Annotated in this window: 20 protein-coding genes and 1 other RNA gene; 17 read left to right on the top strand and 4 right to left on the bottom strand. The window is 56.3% G+C overall.

Annotated features, from left to right (window positions below; translation table 11 throughout):
- The first annotated feature begins 24 nt into the window (after positions 1 to 24).
- The 8 genes from QMG90_RS04570 to QMG90_RS04605 all read left to right on the top strand — a co-directional run bounded on the left by QMG90_RS04570 (position 25) and on the right by QMG90_RS04605 (position 8,600).
- A complete protein-coding gene (locus QMG90_RS04570; protein ID WP_283282780.1) occupies positions 25 to 1,248 on the top strand; it encodes an MFS transporter in 1,224 nt (407 codons plus the stop codon).
- A gap of 13 nt (positions 1,249 to 1,261) precedes the next feature.
- Positions 1,262 to 2,929, top strand: a complete 1,668-nt coding sequence (locus tag QMG90_RS04575; protein ID WP_283282781.1) for an acyl-CoA synthetase FdrA — start codon at positions 1,262 to 1,264, stop codon at positions 2,927 to 2,929.
- Between the two features lie 16 nt (positions 2,930 to 2,945).
- On the top strand, positions 2,946 to 4,208 hold the full coding sequence (locus tag QMG90_RS04580; RefSeq protein ID WP_283282782.1) for a YlbE family protein: 1,263 nt from the start codon (positions 2,946 to 2,948) through the stop codon (positions 4,206 to 4,208).
- 38 nt (positions 4,209 to 4,246) lie between these two features.
- Positions 4,247 to 5,140, top strand: a complete 894-nt coding sequence (locus QMG90_RS04585) for an oxamate carbamoyltransferase subunit AllH family protein (RefSeq protein ID WP_283282783.1) — start codon at positions 4,247 to 4,249, stop codon at positions 5,138 to 5,140.
- Positions 5,040 to 5,969, top strand: a complete 930-nt coding sequence (gene allS / locus QMG90_RS04590) for an HTH-type transcriptional activator AllS (protein ID WP_283282784.1) — start codon at positions 5,040 to 5,042, stop codon at positions 5,967 to 5,969. Before QMG90_RS04585 ends, allS begins: the two co-directional genes overlap by 101 nt.
- A gap of 158 nt (positions 5,970 to 6,127) precedes the next feature.
- The gene (locus tag QMG90_RS04595; protein ID WP_283282785.1) at positions 6,128 to 6,988 is read left to right on the top strand and encodes a small-conductance mechanosensitive channel MscS; all 861 of its coding nucleotides are present in this window, start codon (positions 6,128 to 6,130) and stop codon (positions 6,986 to 6,988) included.
- 141 nt (positions 6,989 to 7,129) lie between these two features.
- Positions 7,130 to 7,765: an arginine exporter ArgO gene (gene argO, locus QMG90_RS04600; protein ID WP_283282786.1), complete on the top strand. Its 636-nt coding sequence runs from the start codon at positions 7,130 to 7,132 to the stop codon at positions 7,763 to 7,765.
- A 91-nt stretch (positions 7,766 to 7,856) separates the two neighbouring features.
- Positions 7,857 to 8,600 carry an oxidative stress defense protein gene (locus tag QMG90_RS04605; protein WP_283282787.1) on the top strand — a complete coding sequence of 248 codons (744 nt, stop codon included), beginning with the start codon at positions 7,857 to 7,859 and terminating at the stop codon, positions 8,598 to 8,600.
- A gap of 38 nt (positions 8,601 to 8,638) precedes the next feature.
- Here the strand turns inward: QMG90_RS04605 and argP are convergent, their stop codons facing one another.
- Positions 8,639 to 9,532 (bottom strand): DNA-binding transcriptional regulator ArgP, encoded by an 894-nt coding sequence (argP, locus tag QMG90_RS04610; RefSeq protein ID WP_283282788.1) that lies wholly within the window; start codon positions 9,530 to 9,532, stop codon positions 8,639 to 8,641.
- Between the two features lie 146 nt (positions 9,533 to 9,678).
- Here argP and rpiA point away from each other — a divergent pair, with 146 nt between their 5' ends.
- A complete protein-coding gene (gene rpiA / locus QMG90_RS04615; protein ID WP_283283885.1) occupies positions 9,679 to 10,338 on the top strand; it encodes a ribose-5-phosphate isomerase RpiA in 660 nt (219 codons plus the stop codon).
- Positions 10,339 to 10,614: 276 nt separating this feature from the next.
- Positions 10,615 to 11,847: a phosphoglycerate dehydrogenase gene (gene serA, locus QMG90_RS04620; RefSeq protein WP_283282789.1), complete on the top strand. Its 1,233-nt coding sequence runs from the start codon at positions 10,615 to 10,617 to the stop codon at positions 11,845 to 11,847.
- A gap of 30 nt (positions 11,848 to 11,877) precedes the next feature.
- Here the strand turns inward: serA and QMG90_RS04625 are convergent, their stop codons facing one another.
- The 3 genes from QMG90_RS04625 to zapA form a co-directional block, all read right to left on the bottom strand.
- On the bottom strand, positions 11,878 to 12,492 hold the full coding sequence (locus tag QMG90_RS04625) for a 5-formyltetrahydrofolate cyclo-ligase (RefSeq protein WP_283282790.1): 615 nt from the start codon (positions 12,490 to 12,492) through the stop codon (positions 11,878 to 11,880).
- Between the two features lie 17 nt (positions 12,493 to 12,509).
- Positions 12,510 to 12,693: non-coding RNA, 6S RNA (gene ssrS, locus QMG90_RS04630), on the bottom strand.
- A gap of 42 nt (positions 12,694 to 12,735) precedes the next feature.
- Positions 12,736 to 13,065, bottom strand: coding sequence for a cell division protein ZapA (gene zapA / locus QMG90_RS04635; RefSeq protein ID WP_038158105.1), 330 nt, complete (start codon positions 13,063 to 13,065; stop codon positions 12,736 to 12,738).
- Between the two features lie 166 nt (positions 13,066 to 13,231).
- Here zapA and QMG90_RS04640 point away from each other — a divergent pair, with 166 nt between their 5' ends.
- From QMG90_RS04640 to gcvP, 7 genes are all read left to right on the top strand, one after another.
- The gene (locus tag QMG90_RS04640; RefSeq protein WP_283282791.1) at positions 13,232 to 13,810 is read left to right on the top strand and encodes a YecA/YgfB family protein; all 579 of its coding nucleotides are present in this window, start codon (positions 13,232 to 13,234) and stop codon (positions 13,808 to 13,810) included.
- A 24-nt stretch (positions 13,811 to 13,834) separates the two neighbouring features.
- The gene (gene pepP, locus QMG90_RS04645; protein ID WP_283282792.1) at positions 13,835 to 15,151 is read left to right on the top strand and encodes a Xaa-Pro aminopeptidase; all 1,317 of its coding nucleotides are present in this window, start codon (positions 13,835 to 13,837) and stop codon (positions 15,149 to 15,151) included.
- Positions 15,148 to 16,314, top strand: coding sequence for a 2-octaprenyl-6-methoxyphenyl hydroxylase (ubiH, locus tag QMG90_RS04650; RefSeq protein ID WP_283282793.1), 1,167 nt, complete (start codon positions 15,148 to 15,150; stop codon positions 16,312 to 16,314). The genes pepP and ubiH overlap by 4 nt, the downstream gene beginning before the upstream one ends.
- Before the next feature lie 11 nt (positions 16,315 to 16,325).
- Positions 16,326 to 17,528: an FAD-dependent 2-octaprenylphenol hydroxylase gene (gene ubiI, locus QMG90_RS04655; RefSeq protein ID WP_283282794.1), complete on the top strand. Its 1,203-nt coding sequence runs from the start codon at positions 16,326 to 16,328 to the stop codon at positions 17,526 to 17,528.
- 421 nt (positions 17,529 to 17,949) lie between these two features.
- Positions 17,950 to 19,044, top strand: coding sequence for a glycine cleavage system aminomethyltransferase GcvT (gene gcvT, locus QMG90_RS04660; protein WP_283282795.1), 1,095 nt, complete (start codon positions 17,950 to 17,952; stop codon positions 19,042 to 19,044).
- 27 nt (positions 19,045 to 19,071) lie between these two features.
- Positions 19,072 to 19,461 carry a glycine cleavage system protein GcvH gene (gene gcvH / locus QMG90_RS04665; RefSeq protein ID WP_038158089.1) on the top strand — a complete coding sequence of 130 codons (390 nt, stop codon included), beginning with the start codon at positions 19,072 to 19,074 and terminating at the stop codon, positions 19,459 to 19,461.
- Between the two features lie 132 nt (positions 19,462 to 19,593).
- Complete coding sequence (gene gcvP / locus QMG90_RS04670; RefSeq protein WP_283282796.1) at positions 19,594 to 22,467, top strand: aminomethyl-transferring glycine dehydrogenase; 2,874 nt, start codon at positions 19,594 to 19,596, stop codon at positions 22,465 to 22,467.
- Positions 22,468 to 22,533 lie beyond the last annotated feature (66 nt).

The following is a 22,533-nucleotide window of genomic DNA, read 5'->3' on the forward strand; positions in this document are numbered from 1 at the left end:
GTAGCAATTACCGGGGGAGTGCTTATGTCTCAATCATCCGAGGTGACCGAGGTCACACAACGAAAAGGGATCCCAGCCTGGTGGGTGACCGTTTTTCTGTTCTGGCTGGGGTGGATCTTTATGTATGCCGATCGCACCGTACTTAACCCTGTGATGGGGGAACTGGAAAAAGAGTTTGGTTTAACCGGGACGCAGTTAGGAATATTAAATTCCGTGTTTTATTTTTCCTACGCTTTACTTCAGGTACCCGCCGGAATTCTTGGCGATAAAATCGGTAAAAAGAAAGTGCTGGTGCCGGGGTTTATTCTGTTTGGCGTTTTTACGGCTGTAACAGGCTGGGCGAAAAGCTGGTATACGCTGCTGTTTGCCCGCGTGGTGACCGGGGCCGGTGAAGGCACTTACTATGGTCCGCAATATGGCCTGTCGTCTGAACAGATCCCCAAAAAATACCGTTCGCTGGGCAGTGCTATTATCAATAGCGGGATGGCATTTGGTATTGCGCTCGGCCTGATGACGTCGAGCTGGCTGGTCTACGATCAAGGCCATTCCTGGCGGATGCCGTTCTATGCCATGGCGGTGCCTTCCATCCTTGTCGGTGTGGCTATCTGGTTATTTGTTAAAGAGAAAAAGCGCACCACGGATGACACCGGTCAGGCGGTGAAAAAAGGTAAATTCAGCGACCTGCTGAAAAACCGCAACCTGATCATCACCTATATTATGGTGTTCTGCAGTCTGTTCGGGTTCTTCGTTATTCTGACCTGGCTTCCTTATTATTTACAAAGCGAACGCGGAATTGCCGGTAGCGAAACAGGGTTTATCTCGTCGCTGGTGGCATGGATTTCTATTCCCGGCGCACTGCTGTTCTCCAGCCTTTCCGACAAATTAGGCAAACGTAAACCGCTGATTATGTTCCTCGTGCCGGTCGCCATTATCAGTATGTTGTCGATCGTCTGGATGCCGGGTATGACTGGCGTCATTGTCGCCCTTTGTGTCTATGGTCTGGTCGGAAAACTGGCCCTCGACCCGGTACTGGTTGCACTGGTGGCAGACAGCGTGGATGAAAATAATTACAGCACCGCGTTTGGTCTGTTTAATTTCATCGGCATGAGTTCTTCCATTCTGGCTCCCATTATTGCCGGCGCGGCCAGAGATATTACAGGAAGTCTGGCTTCCAGTTTTTATGTCTCTGCGGCGCTGCTGGTTGTTGGTCTTATCGGAATGCTGTTTTTAAAAGAAAAACGCTCATAAAGAGGTAGCGGTAATGATTTACGCCTTTATTAAGAAGGGAAGTTTTCAGGACTCGGTGAGTCTGATGATTATTTCCCGCAAACTCAGTGAACGCCCGGAAGTTGATCAGGTTTCGGTCATGATGGGAACACCGGCAAATAAATCGATGCTCGATTCTACCGGTTTCTGGCATGACGATTTTACCGGGGCGACCCCGAATGACATCTGCGTCGCTGTGCGGACCGAACAAGAACAACCCGGGATCCTTGAGCTGATTCGTGAGCAACTCGAAAAAGAGCTGAGCGACATTGCCAGCGCGTCCGGCAATTCCCGCCAGCTTATCAAAGCCCGGCGCTGGGAAAGTGCCTGTCAGAAACTGCCGCAGGCCAATTTGCTGCTGGTGTCCGTTGCCGGTGAATACGCCGCCGACGTGGCGCGGGAAGGATTACAGGCGGGTAAAAACGTCATGATGTTCTCTGACAACGTGCCGCTGGCACAGGAAGTGGAACTCAAAAAACTGGCGCAGTCGCGCGGGCTTATCGTTATGGGACCGGATTGTGGCACGGCGATGATCGCCGGCAGTCCTCTGGCGTTTGCCAACGTGTTGCCCCGCGGAGATATAGGCGTCATTGGCGCCTCCGGGACAGGGATTCAGGAAATTACCTCACAGATTGCGTTGCATCAGCAGGGGATCACCCATGCCATCGGTCTCGGCGGACGTGATCTCAGCGCTGACGTTGGCGGTATCAGCGCCCTGACGGCGCTGGATATGCTGGCGGGCGATGACGCCACACAGGTGATCGCTTTCGTCTCCAAACCCCCGGCGCCCGCCGTGCGCGAACGTATTCTCACCGCCATGCAGCAACTGAAAAAGCCAGTGGTGGCGCTGTTCCTCGGCACCAGGCCGGAACACCGTCGCGAAGGCAACGTCTGGCTGGCGAACTCGCTGTCCGATGCGGCTCACCTGGCCGTGCTGTTGTCCCGTGTGGCGCAACAGCGGCAGGCGCAACCTGCCGTTGCCGGAAAAGCCATTTGTGGACTTTATGCGGGCGGTACGCTGGCCGCCGAAGCGGCGATGCTGCTCTCTGCCAGCCTGAATATTCCGCTAAGCGCCGATCACCCGAACGGCGTGATGCTGGAAAACGGGGGGCATCGCATTGTTGATCTTGGGGATGACAGCTACACCCTTGGTCGTCCGCATCCGATGATCGATCCCACCACCCGCAGTATCGAAATAGAAAAACTGGCGGCTACGCCGCAGACCAGCGTGCTGCTGCTCGACGTGGTGCTCGGCTATGGCGCTTGTGACGACCCTGCCGGTGCAGTGGTGGAAGCCATTGAGAAGGTGAATGCGCAGCGCGGCGCATCGGCACCGCTGGTGACGATTGCCACGCTTACCGGGACCGAACAGGATCCGCAAGGCCGCAACGGTCAGGCCGAAAAACTGCGCGCCGCCGGGATTGCCGTCGTAGAAACGCTGGAAGAGGCCGTGCTGCTGGCTGTGAGCCTTATCCAGCCATCGCAAAACCCGCACGACAACACACATTTTGCACTGCTTGATGGCGTTCAGGTCATCAACGCTGGTCTGCGCAGTTTCGCGCTGGATCTGCAAAGCAGCGGCACCCCGGTGGTGCACTATCAATGGGCGCCTGTTGCCGGGGGCAACGCACGTCTCGCCAGTTTACTCAAACAGTTACGTTAAGTTCAGAGGTACGGATATGTATTCATCTATTGCACAGGCTAATGAAGCCATCATTGAGAGAATCAAAGCGGCGCGTCCACACTGGATAGCGGTACGTCCGGCAAAAGAGGCAGTGCCTGTGCTGGCTCAGGGGCGTAAGTTACTGCACGCCGGTCCGCCGATTACGTGGAAAGAGATGACCGGACCGATGCGCGGCGCCTGCATTGGCGCGGCGATGTTTGAAGGGTGGGCAATGCGTGAAGAAGATGCGGTAACCCTACTGGAACAGGGGGAAGTCGAATTCATTCCGTGTCACCACGTGGGGGCAGTCGGCCCGATGGGGGGGATCACTTCAGCGACCATGCCGGTGCTGGTCGTGCGCGATGTCGTTCACGGCAATCAGTCCTGCTGCAACCTGAATGAAGGGATTGGCAAAGTCATGCGTTTTGGCGCCTACGGTGAAGACGTACAGCAGCGTCTGCGCTGGATGCGCGATACGCTGGCGCCGGTACTTCAGGATGCGTTAAGCCAGATGGAAAATGGTGTCGATCTGACCGCCATGATGGCGCAGGCCATCACCATGGGGGATGAATTCCACCAGCGTAACATCGCCGCCTCTTCACTGTTGCTGCGCGAGCTGTCGCCGGTTATCGCCCGACTGAACCGCGATAAAAACGAAATCGCCGACGTACTGCAGTTTCTGAGCGTGACCGATCAGTTCTTCCTCAACCTGGCGATGGCCTACAGCAAAGCGGTGATGGATGCTGCGGCGGAAATCAAAGCCGGTTCGGTGGTGACCGCGATGACGCGTAACGGCCGTGAGTTCGGGATCCGCGTCAGTGGTACCGGTGATCGCTGGTTTACCGCACCGGTTAACACTCCGCAGGGGCTGTTCTTCACAGGCTACAGCCAGGACGACGCCAACCCGGATATCGGCGACAGTGCCATTACCGAAACGCTCGGTATTGGCGGCGCGGCAATGATCGCGGCACCTGGCGTTACGCGCTTCGTGGGAGCAGGCGGCATGGGCGCGGCGCTGGAAACTTCCGAAGAGATGGCGGAAATTTACCTCGACCACAACCCGCTGTTCCAGATCCCGTCCTGGGATTTCAAAGGCGCGTGTCTGGGGCTGGATATACGCCGGGTCGTGGAAACGGGTATCACACCGCTCATTAATACCGGGATTGCCCACCGCGAGGCAGGGATTGGTCAGGTAGGTGCCGGTACTGTGCGTGCGCCGCTGTTGTGCTTCGAAAAAGCCTTAGAAGCGCTGGCGGAGCTGCATCACATCAGTGCCTGAAAGTAAGAAGAGGGCGGCATTGCCGCCCCGGAGTGATCATGATGAGAATGGCAATGGCGTCGGCAGGGTTGGATCGCCTTGCTGAGGGGCGATGGACACTGCACAGTCGTTTCACCCAGGCGGTCAATTTCAGTCACGCCAGCGGAGAATTGCTGACTTTTTACCGCTACGGAAAAGGCATGGGACCGGCGGGCATATTGCTTTCCACGCGCGATTTCGCCCGGCTTGCCACGGTGATGGCGTTTGAAAAACAGGGGCAGACATTGTTCATCAACGGCATACCGCTCAGTGCCCGACGCAAGCTGACGCTGACCATCACGCCCACCCGACTCGCGCTTGCGGATCTCTCTTCGTTTCACGCGGTCAGCGGCTTATGTGGCCCGTTGCATCAGCTATCTCTCGACGCACCGCCATGTCAGTCTCTTCTGCGGGGGTTGCAGCGCTGGTCTTGTGGAGAAAAACCTGACTGGCTATCGTTGACAGGATTAGGGCCTGGCTTAACGCCCAGTGGCGATGACATGTTAGTGGGGGCGATGGCCGTGCTGTTTGCTTCACAATTTTCATCACACATTCAGCAACATCCCTTTTTACCCTCTGCCGATCAACTCGCATTATTAACAACGTCGGTAAGCTGTAGCTATCTTAACAGTGCACGCGTTGGGGCGTTTTCCTCGCCAGTGTTACGCGTTGTGCGCCATTTACAACACGGGCGCGACCCGCGATCGGCTATCCGGCGTTTGCTGACCGTCGGGCATACTTCGGGGGCGGATATGCTGGCGGGAATGGTGGTTGCGCTGAAATGGTTACAGGTGAGTCCGCGCAGGAGTAAGCATGCTCGATCAGGAAACGATTCGTACATTTATCCGGGTAGCGGAGACGGAGAGCTTTTCCCGCGCCGCCAGTTCACTACACAAAACGCCCGCCGCGATTAGCTACCGGATCAAAACGCTGGAAGAGCAGGTAGGTACGCAGTTGTTTCTCCGTACTACGCGATCCGTCAGCCTGACTCTGGCCGGCCAGCATTTACTGGAGCATTGCCGCCAGTGGCTGAACTGGCTGGACGCCATGCCAGATGAACTGCAGCAAATTAATGAAGGCGTGGAACGGCAGGTCAATATTGTGATTAATAACCTGTTGTATCAGCCACAGGCTGCGGCAGATTTACTCACCTGGCTGCATCAACAATATCCCTTTACCCGCTTTCAGATCTCTCGCCAGGTATATATGGGGGTGTGGGACTCTCTTCTGTATGACGATTTCCACCTGGCGATTGGCGTGACGGGGTCTGAATCCCTTTCCAACAATATTTCATTATTACCGCTGGGGGAAATTGGTTGGCAATTTGTCATTGCTGCGTCGCATCCACTGGCGCAACACCCGGCGCCGGTATTGTCCGACGATATTTTGCGGCGCTATCCGGCAATTAATATCGAAGATACCTCGCGGACCTTAACGCGGCGTGTTGCCTGGCTACTCAGCGGACAAAAAGAGATCAAAGTACCGGATCTCAGTACCAAGCTGGCCTGCCACTTAAGCGGACTGGGTGTGGGTTTTCTGCCGGAGCGGATGTGTCGACCGTACGTGGAATCTGGTGCGCTGGTGGCGCGGGATGTGGTCAACCCGCGACGGCCATCGCCGTTATCTGTCGCCTGGAAAGTGGCTGAAAGCGGGAAAGTCGTTAGCGACATTGCGGCGCTGTTTGAGACTAAAAATGTGCTGATAAACGGTTTTCTGCGTATGATAGACAGACCGTTCATTTAATAACCACGCGGGCGGGAATCGTCTTATTTTACACCTGGCCGCCGCGTGCGTTTATTCTGAAAAATGGCATATTCCGTCGTTTTTGTTTACCTTTAAAAATAACGTTTCGTGATCTCGATCTCATTGACGTTTACATGGTTATTTTAAAGGAAGAATAAATGGAAGATTTAAATGTTGTCGACAGTATCAACAATGCGGGCTCCTGGCTGGTGCGCAACCAGGCGCTGCTGCTGAGTTATGCCGTCAACATCGTCGCCGCGCTGGCGATTATTATTGTCGGGATGATTGCGGCGCGGATTATCTCCAACACCGTTAACCGCCTGATGGTGTCGCGTAAAATTGATGCCACAGTCGCAGACTTTCTCTCTGCGCTGGCGCGCTACGCGATTATCGCCTTCACGTTGATTGCCGCGCTGGGCCGCGTCGGGGTACAAACCGCGTCGGTGATCGCGGTGCTCGGTGCCGCTGGTCTGGCCGTGGGTCTCGCGTTGCAGGGCTCGTTGTCTAACCTCGCCGCTGGCGTACTGCTGGTGATGTTCCGTCCGTTCCGCGCGGGTGAGTATGTTGATCTCGGTGGCGTTGCGGGCACAGTGCTGAACGTGCAGATTTTCTCCACCACCATGCGCACCGTTGACGGTAAAATCGTGGTGATCCCGAACGGGAAAATCATCGCCGGTAACATTATCAACTTCTCCCGCGAGCCGGTGCGCCGTAATGAATTTATCATTGGCGTGGCGTATGACTCGGATATTGATCTGGTGAAACAACTGGTGAAGCAGATCCTCGAGTCTGACGATCGTATTCTTAAAGATCGTGAGATGACGGTGCGTCTGAATGAGCTGGGTGCGTCGTCGGTGAATTTTGTGATCCGCGCCTGGAGCAAGAGCAGTGATCTACAGGAGGTTTACTGGGACGTGCTGGAGCGCATCAAGCGTGACTTTGATGCCAACGGCATCAGCTTCCCGTATCCGCAAATGGACGTCAATTTCAAACGTCCGCAAAAGGACATTGCTGAGTAATGACGTAAAGGCTGGGCATCCGGCCTTTTTCTTATCGTCCACTATTAGTATTGCTTATTGCTGATTAATATTATCAATTTCCGCTAATGATTTTCTCGCGATATAGTTTGCATCCATACTGAACTGAACGAGAAAGCTGTCGTGTTATCTTATTATTTTCAAGGGCTTGCTCTTGGTGCTGCGATGATCCTGCCACTCGGCCCGCAAAACGCGTTTGTGATGAACCAGGGGATCCGCCGCCAGTACCACATCATGATCGCGCTGCTCTGCGCGTTGAGCGATCTGCTGCTGATCTGCGCTGGCATTTTTGGCGGCAGCGCGTTGCTGATGCAGTCGCCATGGCTGCTGGCACTGGTCACCTGGGGCGGTGTGGCGTTTCTGTTGTGGTACGGTTTTGGCGCGCTGAGAACCGCCATGAGCAACAACCTCGAACTGGCCAGCGCTGAGATAATGAAGCAGGGGCGCTGGAAGATCATTGCCACCATGCTGGCGGTCACCTGGCTCAACCCGCACGTCTATCTGGACACCTTCGTGGTGCTGGGCAGCCTGGGCGGACAGCTTGACGCCATCCCCAGACGCTGGTTTGCGATGGGTACCGTCAGCGCCTCGTTCCTGTGGTTCTTCGGCCTGGCATTGCTGGCGGCCTGGCTGGCGCCGCGGTTGCGGACGGCAAAAGCGCAGCGCATCATCAATGTGCTGGTCGGGTTGGTGATGTGGTGTATCGCGTTTCAACTGGCAAAAGAAGGTGTTACGCACGTGCATGCCCTGTTCAACTAAGGCTTATCTGATGGACTTTTGTTTATCTGCAGCTAAGCTTGCTGGCATGCGCCCTGTTTTTGGGTGAACAACGTAACATGGAGGAACGACAGTGAAGTTTAACGTGATGGCCCTTGCGGCATTCATTGGTTTAAGTGGCATGTCGGTACAGGCAACTGAATTGCCGGACGGTCCGCACATTGTCACCTCAGGGACGGCAAGTGTCGATGCAGTGCCGGATATCGCCACCCTGGCGATTGAAGTGAACATTGCGGCAAAAGACGCCGCGACGGCGAAGAAACAGGCTGACGACCGCGTTGCGCAGTATCTCTCTTTCCTCGAACAGAACGGGGTCGCGAAAAAGGACATCAGCTCCGCTAACCTGCGTACACAACCGGATTACGACTATCAGAACGGCAAAAGCATTCTCAAAGGCTACCGTGCAGTACGTACCGTTGAAGTGACGCTGCGCCAGCTCGACAAGCTGAATGCACTGCTGGATGGCGCGCTGAAAGCGGGGCTGAACGAGATCCGTTCCGTATCGCTGGGCGTTGCGCAACCGGAAGCCTACAAAGACAAAGCACGTAAAGCGGCGATTGATGACGCGGTGCATCAGGCGCAGCAACTGGCCTCTGGTTTTAACGGCAAGCTGGGCCCGGTTTACAGCATTCGTTATCACGTTTCCAACTATCAGCCGAGCCCGATGGTACGGATGATGAAAGCAGATGCCGCGCCGGTATCTGCCCAGGAAACGTATGAACAGCCGACGATCCAGTTCGACGACCAGGTCGATGTGGTCTTCCAGCTGGAGCCTGCTGGTGCAACGGCTGCAACGCAGCAGCCAAAAGCACAGTAAGATCCCTTAAATGAAAAAGGCCGGAACCCCGGCCTTTTTTAATCCTGTCTTAATACCTTATGCCCGTAGTCGATCAGCGCATCGGTGACCCGGCGCATCATACGGCTTTCTGGCGCAAAACGGTGCCAGTAGAGCATCCGGCGCTGGAACAGACCAGGCGTCAAATCGATAAGCTCGCCGCTCGCCAGCTCTTTTTCGATCTGCAGGTGCGGGATCATACAGCAGGTGGTGCTCTGGCGCGCCAGTTGCACGAAAGCTTCCGATGAATTGACGATATGGCACGGCACGCTGCCTGGCGGCAGATCGAAATGCTGTTGCAGGAATGCCTGATGCATATCATCAAGATGGTCAAACGCCACGGCAGGCGCTTTAAGCAGGGCTGAACGCGTTACGCCGTTCGGGAAATAGCGTTGCGCAAAGGGCTTTGAGGCGACAAAAAGATAATCCAGCGCGCCCAGTTGATCGACGAGACAGCTTGGCAGCGCCTGCGGCTGAATACTCACCGCGCCCACCACTTCTCCCCGACGCAAGCGCTCCTGAGTACGGGTTTCGTCTTCCACCTGCAGATTCAGGCGGATCGGGGAGTCGGCCAGCACGGTCGCCAGCGCGGGCAACAGCCAGGTCGCCAGACTGTCGGCGTTCACCGCCAGCGACAGCAGCAGCGGGGTGGAGCCGATTTGCTCATCGCCCAGCCACTCCTCTTCAAGGAGTTCAACCTGACGCAACAGCGCCAGCAGCTTTTGCCCCTGCTCGGTCGGGCGTGGCGGCACGGTGCGCACCAGCAACGGCTGCCCGAACATGTTTTCAAGCTGCTTGATGCGCTGCGAGACAGCGGATTGCGTGATGCACAGCTTCTGCGCCGCGCGCTCAAAGCCACGTTCCCGGATGACGGCATCCAGCGCCTGTAGTGTTCTGTAGTCAGGTCGTTTCATCGGATCTGGCTAACTCCTGTGAAGTCTTTATCTCGCACTATGACATAATTTTGTTTTTGATACAGACCAAATTGGTGACCTCGCAGATCACAAGGCGTTTGCTGATGATCTATAATGCGCGCACCACTCACTCCTTGGGTAACATCATGACGCAGGATGAACTGAAAAAAGCAGTAGGCTGGGCAGCCCTTCAATATGTACAACCGGGCACTATCGTGGGCGTGGGCACGGGCTCGACGGCGGCGCATTTTATTGATGCGCTCGGCACCATGAAAGGGCAGATTGAAGGCGCGGTTTCCAGTTCGGACGCTTCAACCGAAAAGCTGAAAAGCCTCGGGATCACCGTTTTTGATCTCAACGAAGTGGACAGGCTCGGCATCTACGTGGATGGCGCGGACGAAATCAACGACCACATGCAGATGATCAAAGGCGGCGGCGCGGCGCTGACCCGTGAAAAGATCATCGCCTCCGTGGCCGATAAATTTATCTGTATTGCCGATGCGTCCAAACAGGTGGCGATCCTCGGCAATTTCCCGCTGCCAGTGGAAGTGATCCCAATGGCTCGCAGCGCCGTCGCACGTGCGCTGGTCAAACTGGGCGGTCGCCCGGAATATCGTCAGGGCGTGTTAACCGATAACGGCAACGTGATCCTCGATGTGCATGGTCTGGAAATCCTCGACCCTGTCGCGATGGAAAACGCCATTAACGGCATTCCTGGCGTGGTGACTGTCGGGCTGTTTGCCAACCGTGGTGCGGACGTCGCGCTGATCGGCACCGCTGATGGCGTTAAAACCATCGTGAAATGATCTGACGGGAGGCAAACGTCCTCCCGTAAAAAAATTTCTATCTTCCCATTTTAGTGACTTGTGTCACATCTCACGGTCGAGTCTGTTAATCGTACTGTCATATTTCTCAGCCCCAGCATTTTGTCCTGCCTTTTCCCGCTGCATGACATTTCTTCAAATTGCCGACGCAAACGTTCATATTGCCGCGATAATTATTTTTGATATGTTGCTTAGGTGGACTTTTGTCCAACACAACATCAGAAAGCAACATCAGAAAGAAAAAGACGGGACGAGGAAATGGCTAAGGTATCACTGGAAAAAGACAAGATTAAGTTTCTGTTGGTCGAAGGGGTGCACCAGAAGGCGCTGGATAACCTGCGTGCGGCTGGCTACACCAACATCGAATTTCATAAAGGCGCGCTTGATAACGAGCAACTGAAGGCGTCGATCCGTGATGCGCATTTCATCGGCCTGCGATCCCGTACGCACCTGACGGAAGAGGTTTTCCAGGCGGCAGAAAAACTGGTCGCTGTGGGTTGTTTCTGTATCGGCACCAACCAGGTGGATCTCAACGCGGCGGCAAAACGTGGTATCCCGGTATTCAACGCGCCATTCTCGAACACGCGTTCCGTGGCGGAACTGGTGATTGGCGAGCTACTGCTGCTATTGCGCGGCGTGCCGGAAGCGAACGCAAAAGCGCATCGCGGCGTGTGGAACAAACAGGCCGTTGGCAGCTTCGAAGCGCGTGGGAAAAAACTCGGCATCATCGGCTACGGCCATATCGGTACGCAGCTGGGTATTCTGGCGGAATCGCTGGGGATGCATGTCTATTTCTATGATATTGAAAACAAACTACCGCTGGGTAACGCCACTCAGGTTCAGCACCTTTCTGATCTGCTGAACATGAGCGATGTGGTCACGCTGCATGTGCCGGAAAACGCCTCCACCAAAAACATGATGGGGCAAAAAGAGCTGGCGCTGATGAAACCGGGCGCGTTGCTGATTAACGCCGCGCGCGGTACCGTGGTCGACATTCCGGCGCTGTGTGAGGCGCTGGCGAGCAAGCACCTGGCCGGGGCGGCGATTGACGTCTTCCCGACAGAACCCGCCACCAACAGCGATCCATTCGTATCGCCGCTGAGCGAGTTCGATAACGTGATCCTGACACCGCACATCGGCGGCTCCACCCAGGAAGCACAGGAAAACATCGGCCTGGAAGTGGCAGGCAAGCTGACGAAGTACTCCGACAACGGCTCTACGCTGTCGGCCGTCAACTTCCCCGAAGTGTCTTTGCCGCTGCATGGCGGTCGTCGTCTGCTGCACATTCACGAAAATCGTCCGGGCGTGCTGACGGCCATCAACCAGATCTTCGCTGAGCAGGGCGTCAACATTGCCGCACAGTACCTGCAAACTAACGCGCAGATGGGCTACGTAGTTATCGACATCGAAGCGGATGAAGACGTGGCGGAAAAAGCGTTGCTGAGCATGAAGGCCATTCCAGGGACTATTCGCGCACGTTTACTGTTCTGATAGAAAAAGGGATCGCGTTGGCGATCCCTTTTAGCGTTGACCCGATTCAGGCCACAGCCACAGCTTTGATGGCGTAACGACGGCGGGCAGGGGGATATCCCATTGCGCTGTCGGCAGGGCATCCACCTGCTGACAATCATGGGCGTAACCCACCGGGTGCAGACCATGCTGTTGCCAGCATTGCAGTGTGCGGTCGTAAAAACCGCCGCCCATGCCCAGGCGCTGGCCTTCGGCATCAAACGCCACCAGCGGGGTTATCAACACATCAAGGCGATTCAGGGGCAACACGTCGCGCACGTCGAGTCTCGGCTCCTGGATTTTCAGACGATTGACCACCAGCTCGCTGTGCGGATGATAGTGCAGGAACAGCAGATTACCCGGGCTGAACGGATGGAGCACCGGCAGGTAAACGCGTTTTCCGGCGCGCCAGAGTTGTTCAATCAGCGGTTGCGTATCCAGTTCACCATCAAAAGAGAGAAACAGCGCGACGGTATGCGCCATCACCACGGGCGAATACGCCATCATGCGGGCGGCAGCCTGTTGGGCGAAATGCTGTTGTTGTTGCGAGGTCAATGCGCGACGACGTTGCCGGATGTGCTGGCGGATGTCTTGTCTGGATAAGGGTGTTTCAGGGAGTTGAGTCATGGGCGCTTGGAAGAGAGGGAATCTCCGAGATGCCGCCGCAGGCTGTAACCCTTGAACCCGTGGTTCAAGGTGAATACGTCGTCACAGTCTTAAGGCTTCTCGGACTAACCGAGCATGCGCACCGACCATGGAGCGTCGCATTCTTGTTGTTTCAAATATCGGCTCAGGGGACTGGCCCGCTTGCGAACATCTCAGAGAAATTTTTGTCTTCAGGGTCACTCTACCACAGTTAACCATGAAGTGTTATTCAAACTTTTGCCCCGTTCTTTCGGTTATGCGACCCTGGTCAAGCAATGCCTGTTCAATGGTCTGTTGTAGCATCCGAATACGCTGTTCCATGCTGGCGGCGTAATCACGGGTCTTTGCTTTTTCTTGCGTTAACTCATAGCTGATGTTCAGTGCGGCGATGAAAACCAGCTGTTCAGTATTTGTGACTCTAGTGCGTTCTTTCAGATCGTGCAACCGCTGATTTAGATCGTCCGCGGCCTGATTCAGGGCATCCCTTTGTTCAGGCGGGCAATTCACTCGCAGTGAACGGCCAAAAATTTGGATATCGACGGGTTGTGCAGACATGCCACCTTCCTGCTAATTAACTGCGCGGCCTTCACACCCAAACCCGGGTCTGTGAAGGGGCGACACTATAGCTACCCTGGTGTGATGATACAAGCCCTTTTCTGGTATCACCAGGGTCCAAAGTGGTAGCATAACATGATATTCCTCCCAACGACGATGAATGCGCATGTCTATACAGAACGAAATGCCTGGTTACAACGACGTTAACCAGTTACTGAACCAACAGGGAGTGGGCCTGACTCCCGCCGAAATGCACGGTCTCATCAGCGGGATACTCTGTGGCGGAACCAAGGACAGCAGCTGGCAGCCGCTTCTCCACGATCTGACCAACGAAGGCCTGGCTTTCGGCCATGATCTGTCACAGGCGTTGCGTAATCTGCACTCCGCCACCAGCGATGCGCTGGAAGACGAAGGCTTCCTTTTTCAGCTTTATCTGCCTGATGGCGACGACGTGTCGGTGTTTGATCGCGCCGATGCGCTGGCCGGATGGGTTAATCATTTCCTGCTGGGCCTCGGCGTCACGCAGCCGCGTCTCGATAAGATAAAAGGCGAGACCGGCGAAGCGATTGACGATCTGCGCAACATTGCCCAGCTCGGTTACGACGAAGATGAAGACCAGGAAGAGCTGGAGATGTCGCTCGAAGAGATCGTGGAATACGTACGCGTTGCCGCGTTGTTGTGCCACGACACGTTCACGCATCCGCAACCGACCGCGCCGGAAGTCCGCAAACCGACTCTGCACTAAACGAACATTGCTCAGGAGGTCGTCATGACACAGCAAGAGTTTGATCGCCGCCGTCAGGCATTGTTAGCGCAAATGCAGCCAGGCAGCGCGGCGCTGATTTTCGCCGCGCCGGAAGCGACCCGCAGCGCGGACAGCGAATATCCGTACCGTCAGAGCAGCGACTTCTGGTATCTCACTGGTTTCAACGAGCCGGAAGCGGTGCTGGTGCTGATTAAAAGTGATGACACCCACAACCACAGTGTGCTGTTCAACCGCGTACGTGATCTGACCGCTGAAATCTGGTTTGGTCGTCGTCTCGGCCAGGAGGCGGCCCCGGCGAAACTCGGTGTTGACCGCGCGCTGGCGTTCAGCGAAATCAATCAGCACCTGTATCAACTGCTGAACGGCCTGGACGCGATTTACCACGCCCAGGGCGAATACGCGTATGCGGACGACATTGTCTTTACCGCGCTTGATAAGCTCCGCAAAGGCTCCCGCCAGAATCTGAGCGCCCCGGCGTGTGTCATCGACTGGCGTCCGCTGGTGCATGAAATGCGTCTGTTCAAGTCGCAAGAAGAGATTGCCGTGATGCGCCGTGCGGGAGAGATCACCGCTCTGGCCCATCGCCGGGCGATGGAAAAATGCCGCCCGGGGATGTTTGAATATCAACTGGAAGGCGAGATTCACCATGAATTTACCCGCCACGGTGCGCGTTACCCGTCTTATAACACTATCGTTGGCGGCGGCGACAACGGCTGCATTCTCCACTACACCGAAAACGAATCGGAACTGCGCGATGGCGATCTGGTTCTGATTGACGCCGGTTGCGAGTACAAAGGTTACGCAGGCGATATCACTCGTACGTTCCCGGTGAACGGCAAATTCACTCCCGCCCAGCGGGCGATTTACGACATCGTACTGGAATCGCTGGAGACGGCACTGACGCTCTATCGCCCGGGAACTTCCATGCAGGACGTGACCGGCGAAGTGGTGCGCATTATGATCCACGGTCTGGTGAAACTGGGTATTCTGAAAGGCGACGTCGAGACGCTGATCGCCGAAAACGCGCACCGCAAATTCTTCATGCACGGCCTGAGCCACTGGCTGGGGCTGGACGTTCACGATGTGGGCGTCTACGGCACTGATCGCTCGCGGGTGCTGGAGCCCGGCATGGTGCTGACCGTCGAGCCGGGGCTGTACATCGCCCCGGACGCTGACGTCCCGGCGGAGTATCGCGGTATCGGCATTCGTATCGAGGATGACATCGTGATAACCGAAAACGGCAATGAGAATCTGACCGCCAGTGTGGTCAAAAAAGCCGATGACATCGAGGCGCTGATGGCGGCGGCGAGAAGATCATGAGCATCATCATTGTTGGCGGTGGAATGAATGGCGCCACGCTGGCGCTGGCTGTCTCACAACTCAGCGGCGGCAAAATGCCGGTGCATCTGGTGGAAGCCGTCACCCCGGAAAGCCAGCAGCATCCGGGCTTTGACGCCCGCGCGATTGCACTGGCGGCAGGCACTTGTCAGCAACTGGATCGCGTCGGTATCTGGCAGGCGCTGCGTGATTGCGCCACGGCGATCAACACTGTTCATGTCAGCGATCGCGGGCACGCGGGGTTTGTCACGCTGGAGGCGGCAGATTACTCTCTTCCGGCGCTCGGGCAGGTGGTTGAACTGCATGACGTCGGACTGCGGCTGTTTGCCCTGTTGCGCAAAGCGCGCGGCGTAACCCTGCACTGCCCGGCGCGTGTTGAGCAGTTTACCCGCAGCGAAACGGGCGTGAGCGTGACGCTGGATACCGGCGAAACCCTGCAGGGGAAACTGCTGGTCGCCGCCGATGGTTCACGGTCGGCGCTGGGCGAACAGTGCGGCATTCACTGGCAACAGCAACCCTACGAGCAACTGGCGGTGATCGCCAACGTCAACACCTCGCTCGCTCATAATGGCCGCGCTTTTGAACGTTTTACCAAATCTGGCCCGCTCGCCATGTTGCCGATGTCAGAAGGCCGTTGTTCGCTGGTGTGGTGCCATCCGCTTGATAAACACGACGAGGTACTGGACTGGTCAGATGCGCGCTTCCGCGATGAATTACAGTCCGCGTTTGGCTGGCGGTTGGGGCGAATCACTCACGCCGGGCAACGCACCGGTTATCCCCTCACGCTCACCACGGCAGAACGCGCCATTTCGCACCGCCTCGTGCTGGTCGGAAACGCCGCGCAAACACTGCACCCTATCGCGGGGCAGGGGTTCAATCTCGGCTTGCGCGACGTGATGACGCTGGCGGAAATGGTCGCGCCGTCCGTTGACCCCGGCGATTATTCGCTGCTTTGCCGTTATCAGGCGCGTCGTGGCGAAGACAAATCCGCCACCATTGGCGTCACCGACGGGTTAGTGCATGTGTTTGCCAACCGCTGGGCACCGCTGGTGGTCGGGCGAAATATCGGCTTGATGGCGATGGAATTATTCACCCCGGCGCGTGATGCGCTGGCTCAGCGTACCCTTGGCATGGTGGCGAGATAAGGAGTCATAAAGTGCAAAGTGTTGATGTTGCTATCGTCGGCGGTGGCATGGTAGGGCTGGCGGTCGCCTGTGGTTTACAGGGCAGCGGCCTGCGTGTGGCGGTGCTGGAACAGAATGCGCCGCAGCCGTTGAACGCTGATGCGCCGCCTGCGCTGCGTGTCTCCGCCATTAACGCCGCCAGTGAAAAGCTGCTTTCGCACCTGGGTGTGTGGCCGGCCATTCAGGCGACGCGCGCCAGCCGTTATCACGGCATGGAAGTGTGGGACAAAGACAGTTTTGGCCGTATTGAATTTGATGATGTCAGTATGGGCTTCAGCCACCTCGGGCATATCATTGAAAACACCGTGATTCACTATGCGCTGTGGCAAAAAGCGCAGCAGTGCAGCGATGTCACCCTGCTGGCGCCAGCTGAGGTGAAGCAGGTGGCATGGGGCGAAAACGAAGCCTTTATTACCCTGAAAGACGCCAGCATGCTGACGGCACGGCTGGTGGTGGGCGCGGACGGCGCAAATTCCTGGCTGCGCAATAACGCCGATATTCCGCTGGCCTCCTGGGATTATCGTCATCATGCGCTGGTCGCCACGATCCGCACGGCGGAGCCGCATCAGGCTATTGCCCGGCAGATTTTCCACGGCGAAGGGATCCTGGCGTTTCTGCCGCTGCGCGATCCGCATTTATGTTCGATCGTCTGGTCGTTGTCGCCCCAGGAAGCAGAACGCATGCAGCAGGTGAGCGAAGCGGAATTTAATCAGGCATTAACGATTGCTTTCGATAACCGTCTGGGCTTATGCCAGCTGGAAAGCGATCGCCTGGTGTTCCCGCTGACCGGGCGTTATGCCCGCCAGTTCGCGGCACATCGTCTGGCACTGGTCGGAGACGCGGCACACACCATCCATCCGCTGGCCGGGCAGGGGGTTAACCTTGGATTTATGGATGCAGCGGAACTGATTGATGAACTGAAGCGGTTGCATCGCGAAGGCAAAGACGTAGGGCAACATTTTTACCTGCGCCGCTATGAGCGCAGCCGTAAACACAGCGCCGCGCTGATGCTGGCGGGGATGCAGGGTTTCCGCGAATTGTTCGCGGGTGAGAATCCGGCGAAGAAACTGCTGCGCGACATCGGCCTTAAACTGGCCGACACCCTTCCCGGCGTCAAACCGCAGTTGATTCGCCAGGCGATGGGGCTGAACGATCTCCCCGACTGGTTACGTTAACTCCGTCACACTTCTCTTCCCGGCCATCGTGCCGGGACATTTCCCCCTCGTTTGAAATATTCTAATTTCACGCCTTTTTTCGCATTAGTTTTTGTAATGCGTGAAATTCCGCGTTGCGTGAGTTTGGCCCGCATTTCCGCATAAACTGTCACCTTATCCTTGCGTCAAACACGAAATGTTAATTTTATGTGGTACTAATCGCATTTTTCTAGTGGATAACTCTGTAGGGTTTCTTGCTCATTTTGGTCATAAGCTAATGTGATGACCCGTTTTGCCTTATGGTTTACCACCGGGTTCAGTGGTAAGTTCAGGTGAAAGAGAACGTTTGCGTCGATGCGCGGGAGTGGCGTCGACGACGGGTTTTGCGGTGAAAAAAGACGCCGTAAAAACAGGCTGACCTTGCTTATTCAACGAGGAAAAGATGGTTCAACAGACGCCTTTGTATGATCAACACTCGCAGTGTGGCGCCCGCATGGTGGATTTCCATGGCTGGATGATGCCGCTGCACTACGGCTCCCAGATTGACGAGCACCACGCCGTTCGCAACGATGCCGGTATGTTCGACGTATCCCATATGACTATTGTCGATCTTCACGGCAGCCGGACCCGGGAGTTTCTGCGTTACCTGCTGGCGAACGATGTCGCTAAACTCACTATCCCCGGAAAAGCACTCTACACCGGCATGCTCAATGCCTCTGCTGGCGTCATTGATGACCTGATTGTTTACTTCTTTACGGAAGATTTTTTCCGCCTTGTCGTTAACTCCGCGACCCGCGAAAAAGACCTCGCCTGGATCACCCAACACGCAGAACCTTACGCCATCGACATCACCGTACGTGATGATCTGTCGCTGATCGCCGTGCAGGGGCCAAATGCAAAGGCGAAAGCCGCCAGCCTGTTCAGTGACGCACAACGTAAAACCGTCGAGGGCATGAAGCCGTTCTTTGGCGTGCAGGCGGGTGATCTGTTTATCGCCACTACCGGCTATACCGGTGAAGCGGGTTACGAAATTGCCATGCCGAACGAGAAAGCGGCAGATTTCTGGCGTGCGCTGGTGGAAGCGGGCGTGAAGCCGTGTGGTCTTGGTGCGCGCGATACGCTGCGTCTGGAAGCCGGGATGAATCTGTACGGTCAGGAGATGGACGAAGGCGTCTCTCCGCTGGCCGCCAACATGGGCTGGACCATCGCCTGGGAACCGGCTGATCGCGATTTCATCGGTCGTGAAGCGCTGGAAGCACAGCGTGAAAAAGGCACCGAACAACTGGTCGGCCTGGTGATGACCGAAAAAGGCGTTCTGCGCGGCGAACTGCCGGTACGCTTTACCGACGCTCAGGGCAATCAGCAAGAAGGCGTGATCACCAGCGGCACTTTCTCACCGACGCTGGGCTACAGTATTGCGCTGGCGCGTGTACCGCAGGGCATTGGCGACAGCGCTGTGGTGCAAATCCGTAACCGCGAAATGCCGGTCAAAGTGACGAAACCTGTTTTTGTACGCAATGGTAAAGCTGTTGTGTAATCCCTTATTTTTTCTGGAGAAATGTGAATGAGCAATGTACCTGCAGAACTGAAATACAGCAAAGAACACGAATGGCTGCGTAAAGAAGCGGATGGCACCTACACCGTTGGTATCACTGAACATGCGCAGGAACTGCTGGGCGATATGGTTTTCGTCGATCTGCCGGATGTCGGTAAGACGGTTGATGCGGGCGATGACTGTGCTGTGGCCGAATCGGTCAAAGCGGCGTCTGATATTTATGCGCCGATCAGCGGCGAAATCATTGCCGTTAACGAAGAACTTAACGACGCCCCGGAACTGGTGAACAGCGAGCCGTATACCGCAGGCTGGATTTTCAAAATCAAAGCCAGCGACGAATCCCAGATTGCTGATCTGCTGGACGCCACCGCGTACGAAGCTTTACTGGAAGACGAGTAACACCTTTTCTTGCCGGATGGCACTGCGTTTATCCGGCCTACTGCGCGAACGTAGGCCCGGTAAGCGTCAGCGCCACCGGGCAATTCTGTTACAGACAATCACGATTCACTGCACGTTTCAGGACCATCGCTCATGACACAGACTTTAGGCCAGCTTGAAAATCGCGGCGCATTTATTGAACGTCACATTGGCCCGGATCCCCAGCAACAGCAGGAGATGCTGAAAACCGTTGGTGCCGACTCGTTAAACGATCTTATCAGCCAGATCGTGCCAAAAGACATCCAGCTCGCCACGCCGCCGCAGGTGGGGGAGTCGACAACCGAATTCGCGGCGCTGGCAGAACTGAAAGCCATCGCCGGTCGTAACAAGCGCTTTAAGTCTTATATCGGCATGGGCTACACCGCCGTGCAGCTGCCGCCGGTGATCCTGCGTAATATGCTGGAAAATCCGGGCTGGTATACCGCTTACACCCCGTATCAGCCGGAAGTGTCACAGGGCCGCCTGGAAGCGCTGCTCAACTTCCAGCAGGTTACGCTGGATCTGACCGGGCTGGATATCGCTTCCGCCTCGCTGCTCGATGAAGCCACCGCTGCGGCAGAAGCGATGGCGATGGCCAAACGCGTCAGTAAACTGAAAAACGCCAACCGTTTCTTCGTTGCCGCCGACGTGCACCCGCAGACGCTGGACGTGGTGCGTACTCGCGCGGAAACCTTCGGTTTTGACGTGATTGTTGATGATGCCGACAAAGTGCTGGATCACCAGGACGTGTTTGGCGTGTTGCTGCAACAGGTCGGCACCACCGGGGAGATTCACGACTACAGTGCGCTGATTGCTGAGCTGAAATCCCGCAAGGTGGTGGTCAGCGTCGCCGCTGATCTAATGACGCTGGTGCTGCTGACCGCGCCGGGGAAACAGGGCGCGGATATCGTGTTCGGTTCCGCTCAGCGTTTCGGCGTACCGATGGGCTACGGCGGCCCGCACGCGGCTTTCTTTGCTGCTAAAGATGAATTCAAACGCTCCATGCCTGGTCGTATTATTGGCGTATCGAAAGATGCTGCCGGTAACACCGCGCTGCGCATGGCGATGCAGACCCGCGAGCAACACATCCGCCGCGAGAAAGCGAACTCTAATATTTGTACCTCTCAGGTGCTGCTGGCCAACATCGCCAGTCTGTACGCTGTGTTCCACGGCCCGGCAGGGCTGAAGCGCATTGCGGGGCGTATTCATCGCCTGGCCGATATTCTGGCCGCGGGCCTGCAACAGAAAGGTCAAAAACTGCGTTTTGCCCACTACTTTGACACCCTGTGTGTGGAAGTGGCCGACAAAGCCACGGTACTGGCCCGTGCGGAAGCCGCTGAAATCAACCTGCGCAGTGACATCGTTGGCGCGGTGGGCATCACGCTTGACGAAACCACGACCCGCGAAGACGTTCTGAAACTGTTCAGCGTGATCCTCGGTGATAACCACGGTCTGAATATCGACGCGCTGGATAAAGAAGTCGCGCACGACAGCCGCTCCATTCCGGAAGCGATGCTGCGCAATGACGTAATCCTGAGCCATCCGGTATTTAACCGCTATCATAGCGAAACCGAGATGATGCGCTACATGCATTCGCTGGAGCGTAAAGATCTGGCGCTGAACCAGGCGATGATCCCGCTGGGCTCCTGCACCATGAAGCTCAACGCTGCCGCAGAAATGCTGCCGATCACCTGGCCGGAATTCGCCGAACTGCATCCGTTCTGTCCAACGGAGCAGGCAGAAGGCTACCAGCAGATGATTAGCCAACTGTCTGACTGGCTGGTGAAACTGACGGGTTATGACGCTATTTGCATGCAGCCGAACTCCGGCGCGCAGGGCGAATACGCAGGTTTGCTGGCGATCCGCCATTATCACGAAAGCCGTAACGAAGGGCATCGCGATATCTGTCTGATCCCAAGTTCAGCACACGGCACCAACCCGGCTTCCGCGCAAATGGCGGGCATGCAGGTAGTGGTGGTGGCCTGTGATAAAAACGGCAATATCGATCTCGCGGATCTGCGCGCGAAAGCGGAGCAGGCGGGTGAAAATCTTTCCTGCATTATGGTGACCTATCCGTCCACCCACGGGGTGTACGAAGAGACCATCCGTGACGTGTGTGAAATCGTGCATCAGTTCGGCGGTCAGGTGTACCTTGATGGCGCCAACATGAACGCCCAGGTGGGGATCACCTCGCCTGGCTTCATCGGCGCGGATGTATCGCACCTGAACCTGCACAAAACCTTCTGCATTCCACACGGCGGTGGCGGCCCGGGCATGGGGCCGATCGGCGTGAAATCGCACCTTGCTCCGTTTGTTCCGGGCCACAGCGTGGTGCAGATTGAAGGCATGCTGACCCGTCAGGGCGCGGTTTCTGCGGCACCGTTCGGCAGCGCCTCAATTCTGCCGATCAGCTGGATGTATATCCGCATGATGGGCGCCGAAGGGCTGAAGCAGGCGAGCCAGATGGCGATCCTCAACGCCAACTACATTGCCAGCCGCCTGAAAGACGCGTTCCCGGTCCTGTACACTGGTCGCGATGGTCGCGTGGCGCACGAATGCATTCTCGATATTCGTCCGCTGAAAGAAGAGACCGGCATCAGCGAACTGGATATCGCCAAGCGCCTGATCGACTACGGTTTCCACGCGCCAACCATGTCTTTCCCGGTGGCGGGAACGCTGATGGTGGAGCCGACGGAATCGGAAAGTAAAGTTGAGCTGGACCGCTTTATTGATGCAATGCTGGCGATTCGCAGCGAAATCGATCGCGTGAAGCAGGGTGAGTGGACGCTGGAAGACAACCCGCTGGTTAACGCGCCGCACATCCAGCGCGAGCTGGTGGCCGAGTGGGATCATGGTTACACCCGCGAGCAGGCGGTGTTCCCGGCAGGTTTCGCCAACAAATACTGGCCGACGGTAAAACGTCTGGACGATGTTTACGGCGACCGCAACCTGTTCTGCTCCTGCGTACCGATGAGCGAATACCAGTAATTACGTCGCACTGACAGTGAGCCGGGTAATCGTTACCCGGCTTTTTTATGCCATTGAATTCAAAAG

Origin of the sequence: Trabulsiella odontotermitis, from assembly GCF_030053895.1 — a bacterium.
GTDB classification, from domain to species: Bacteria; Pseudomonadota; Gammaproteobacteria; order Enterobacterales; family Enterobacteriaceae; genus Trabulsiella; species Trabulsiella odontotermitis_C.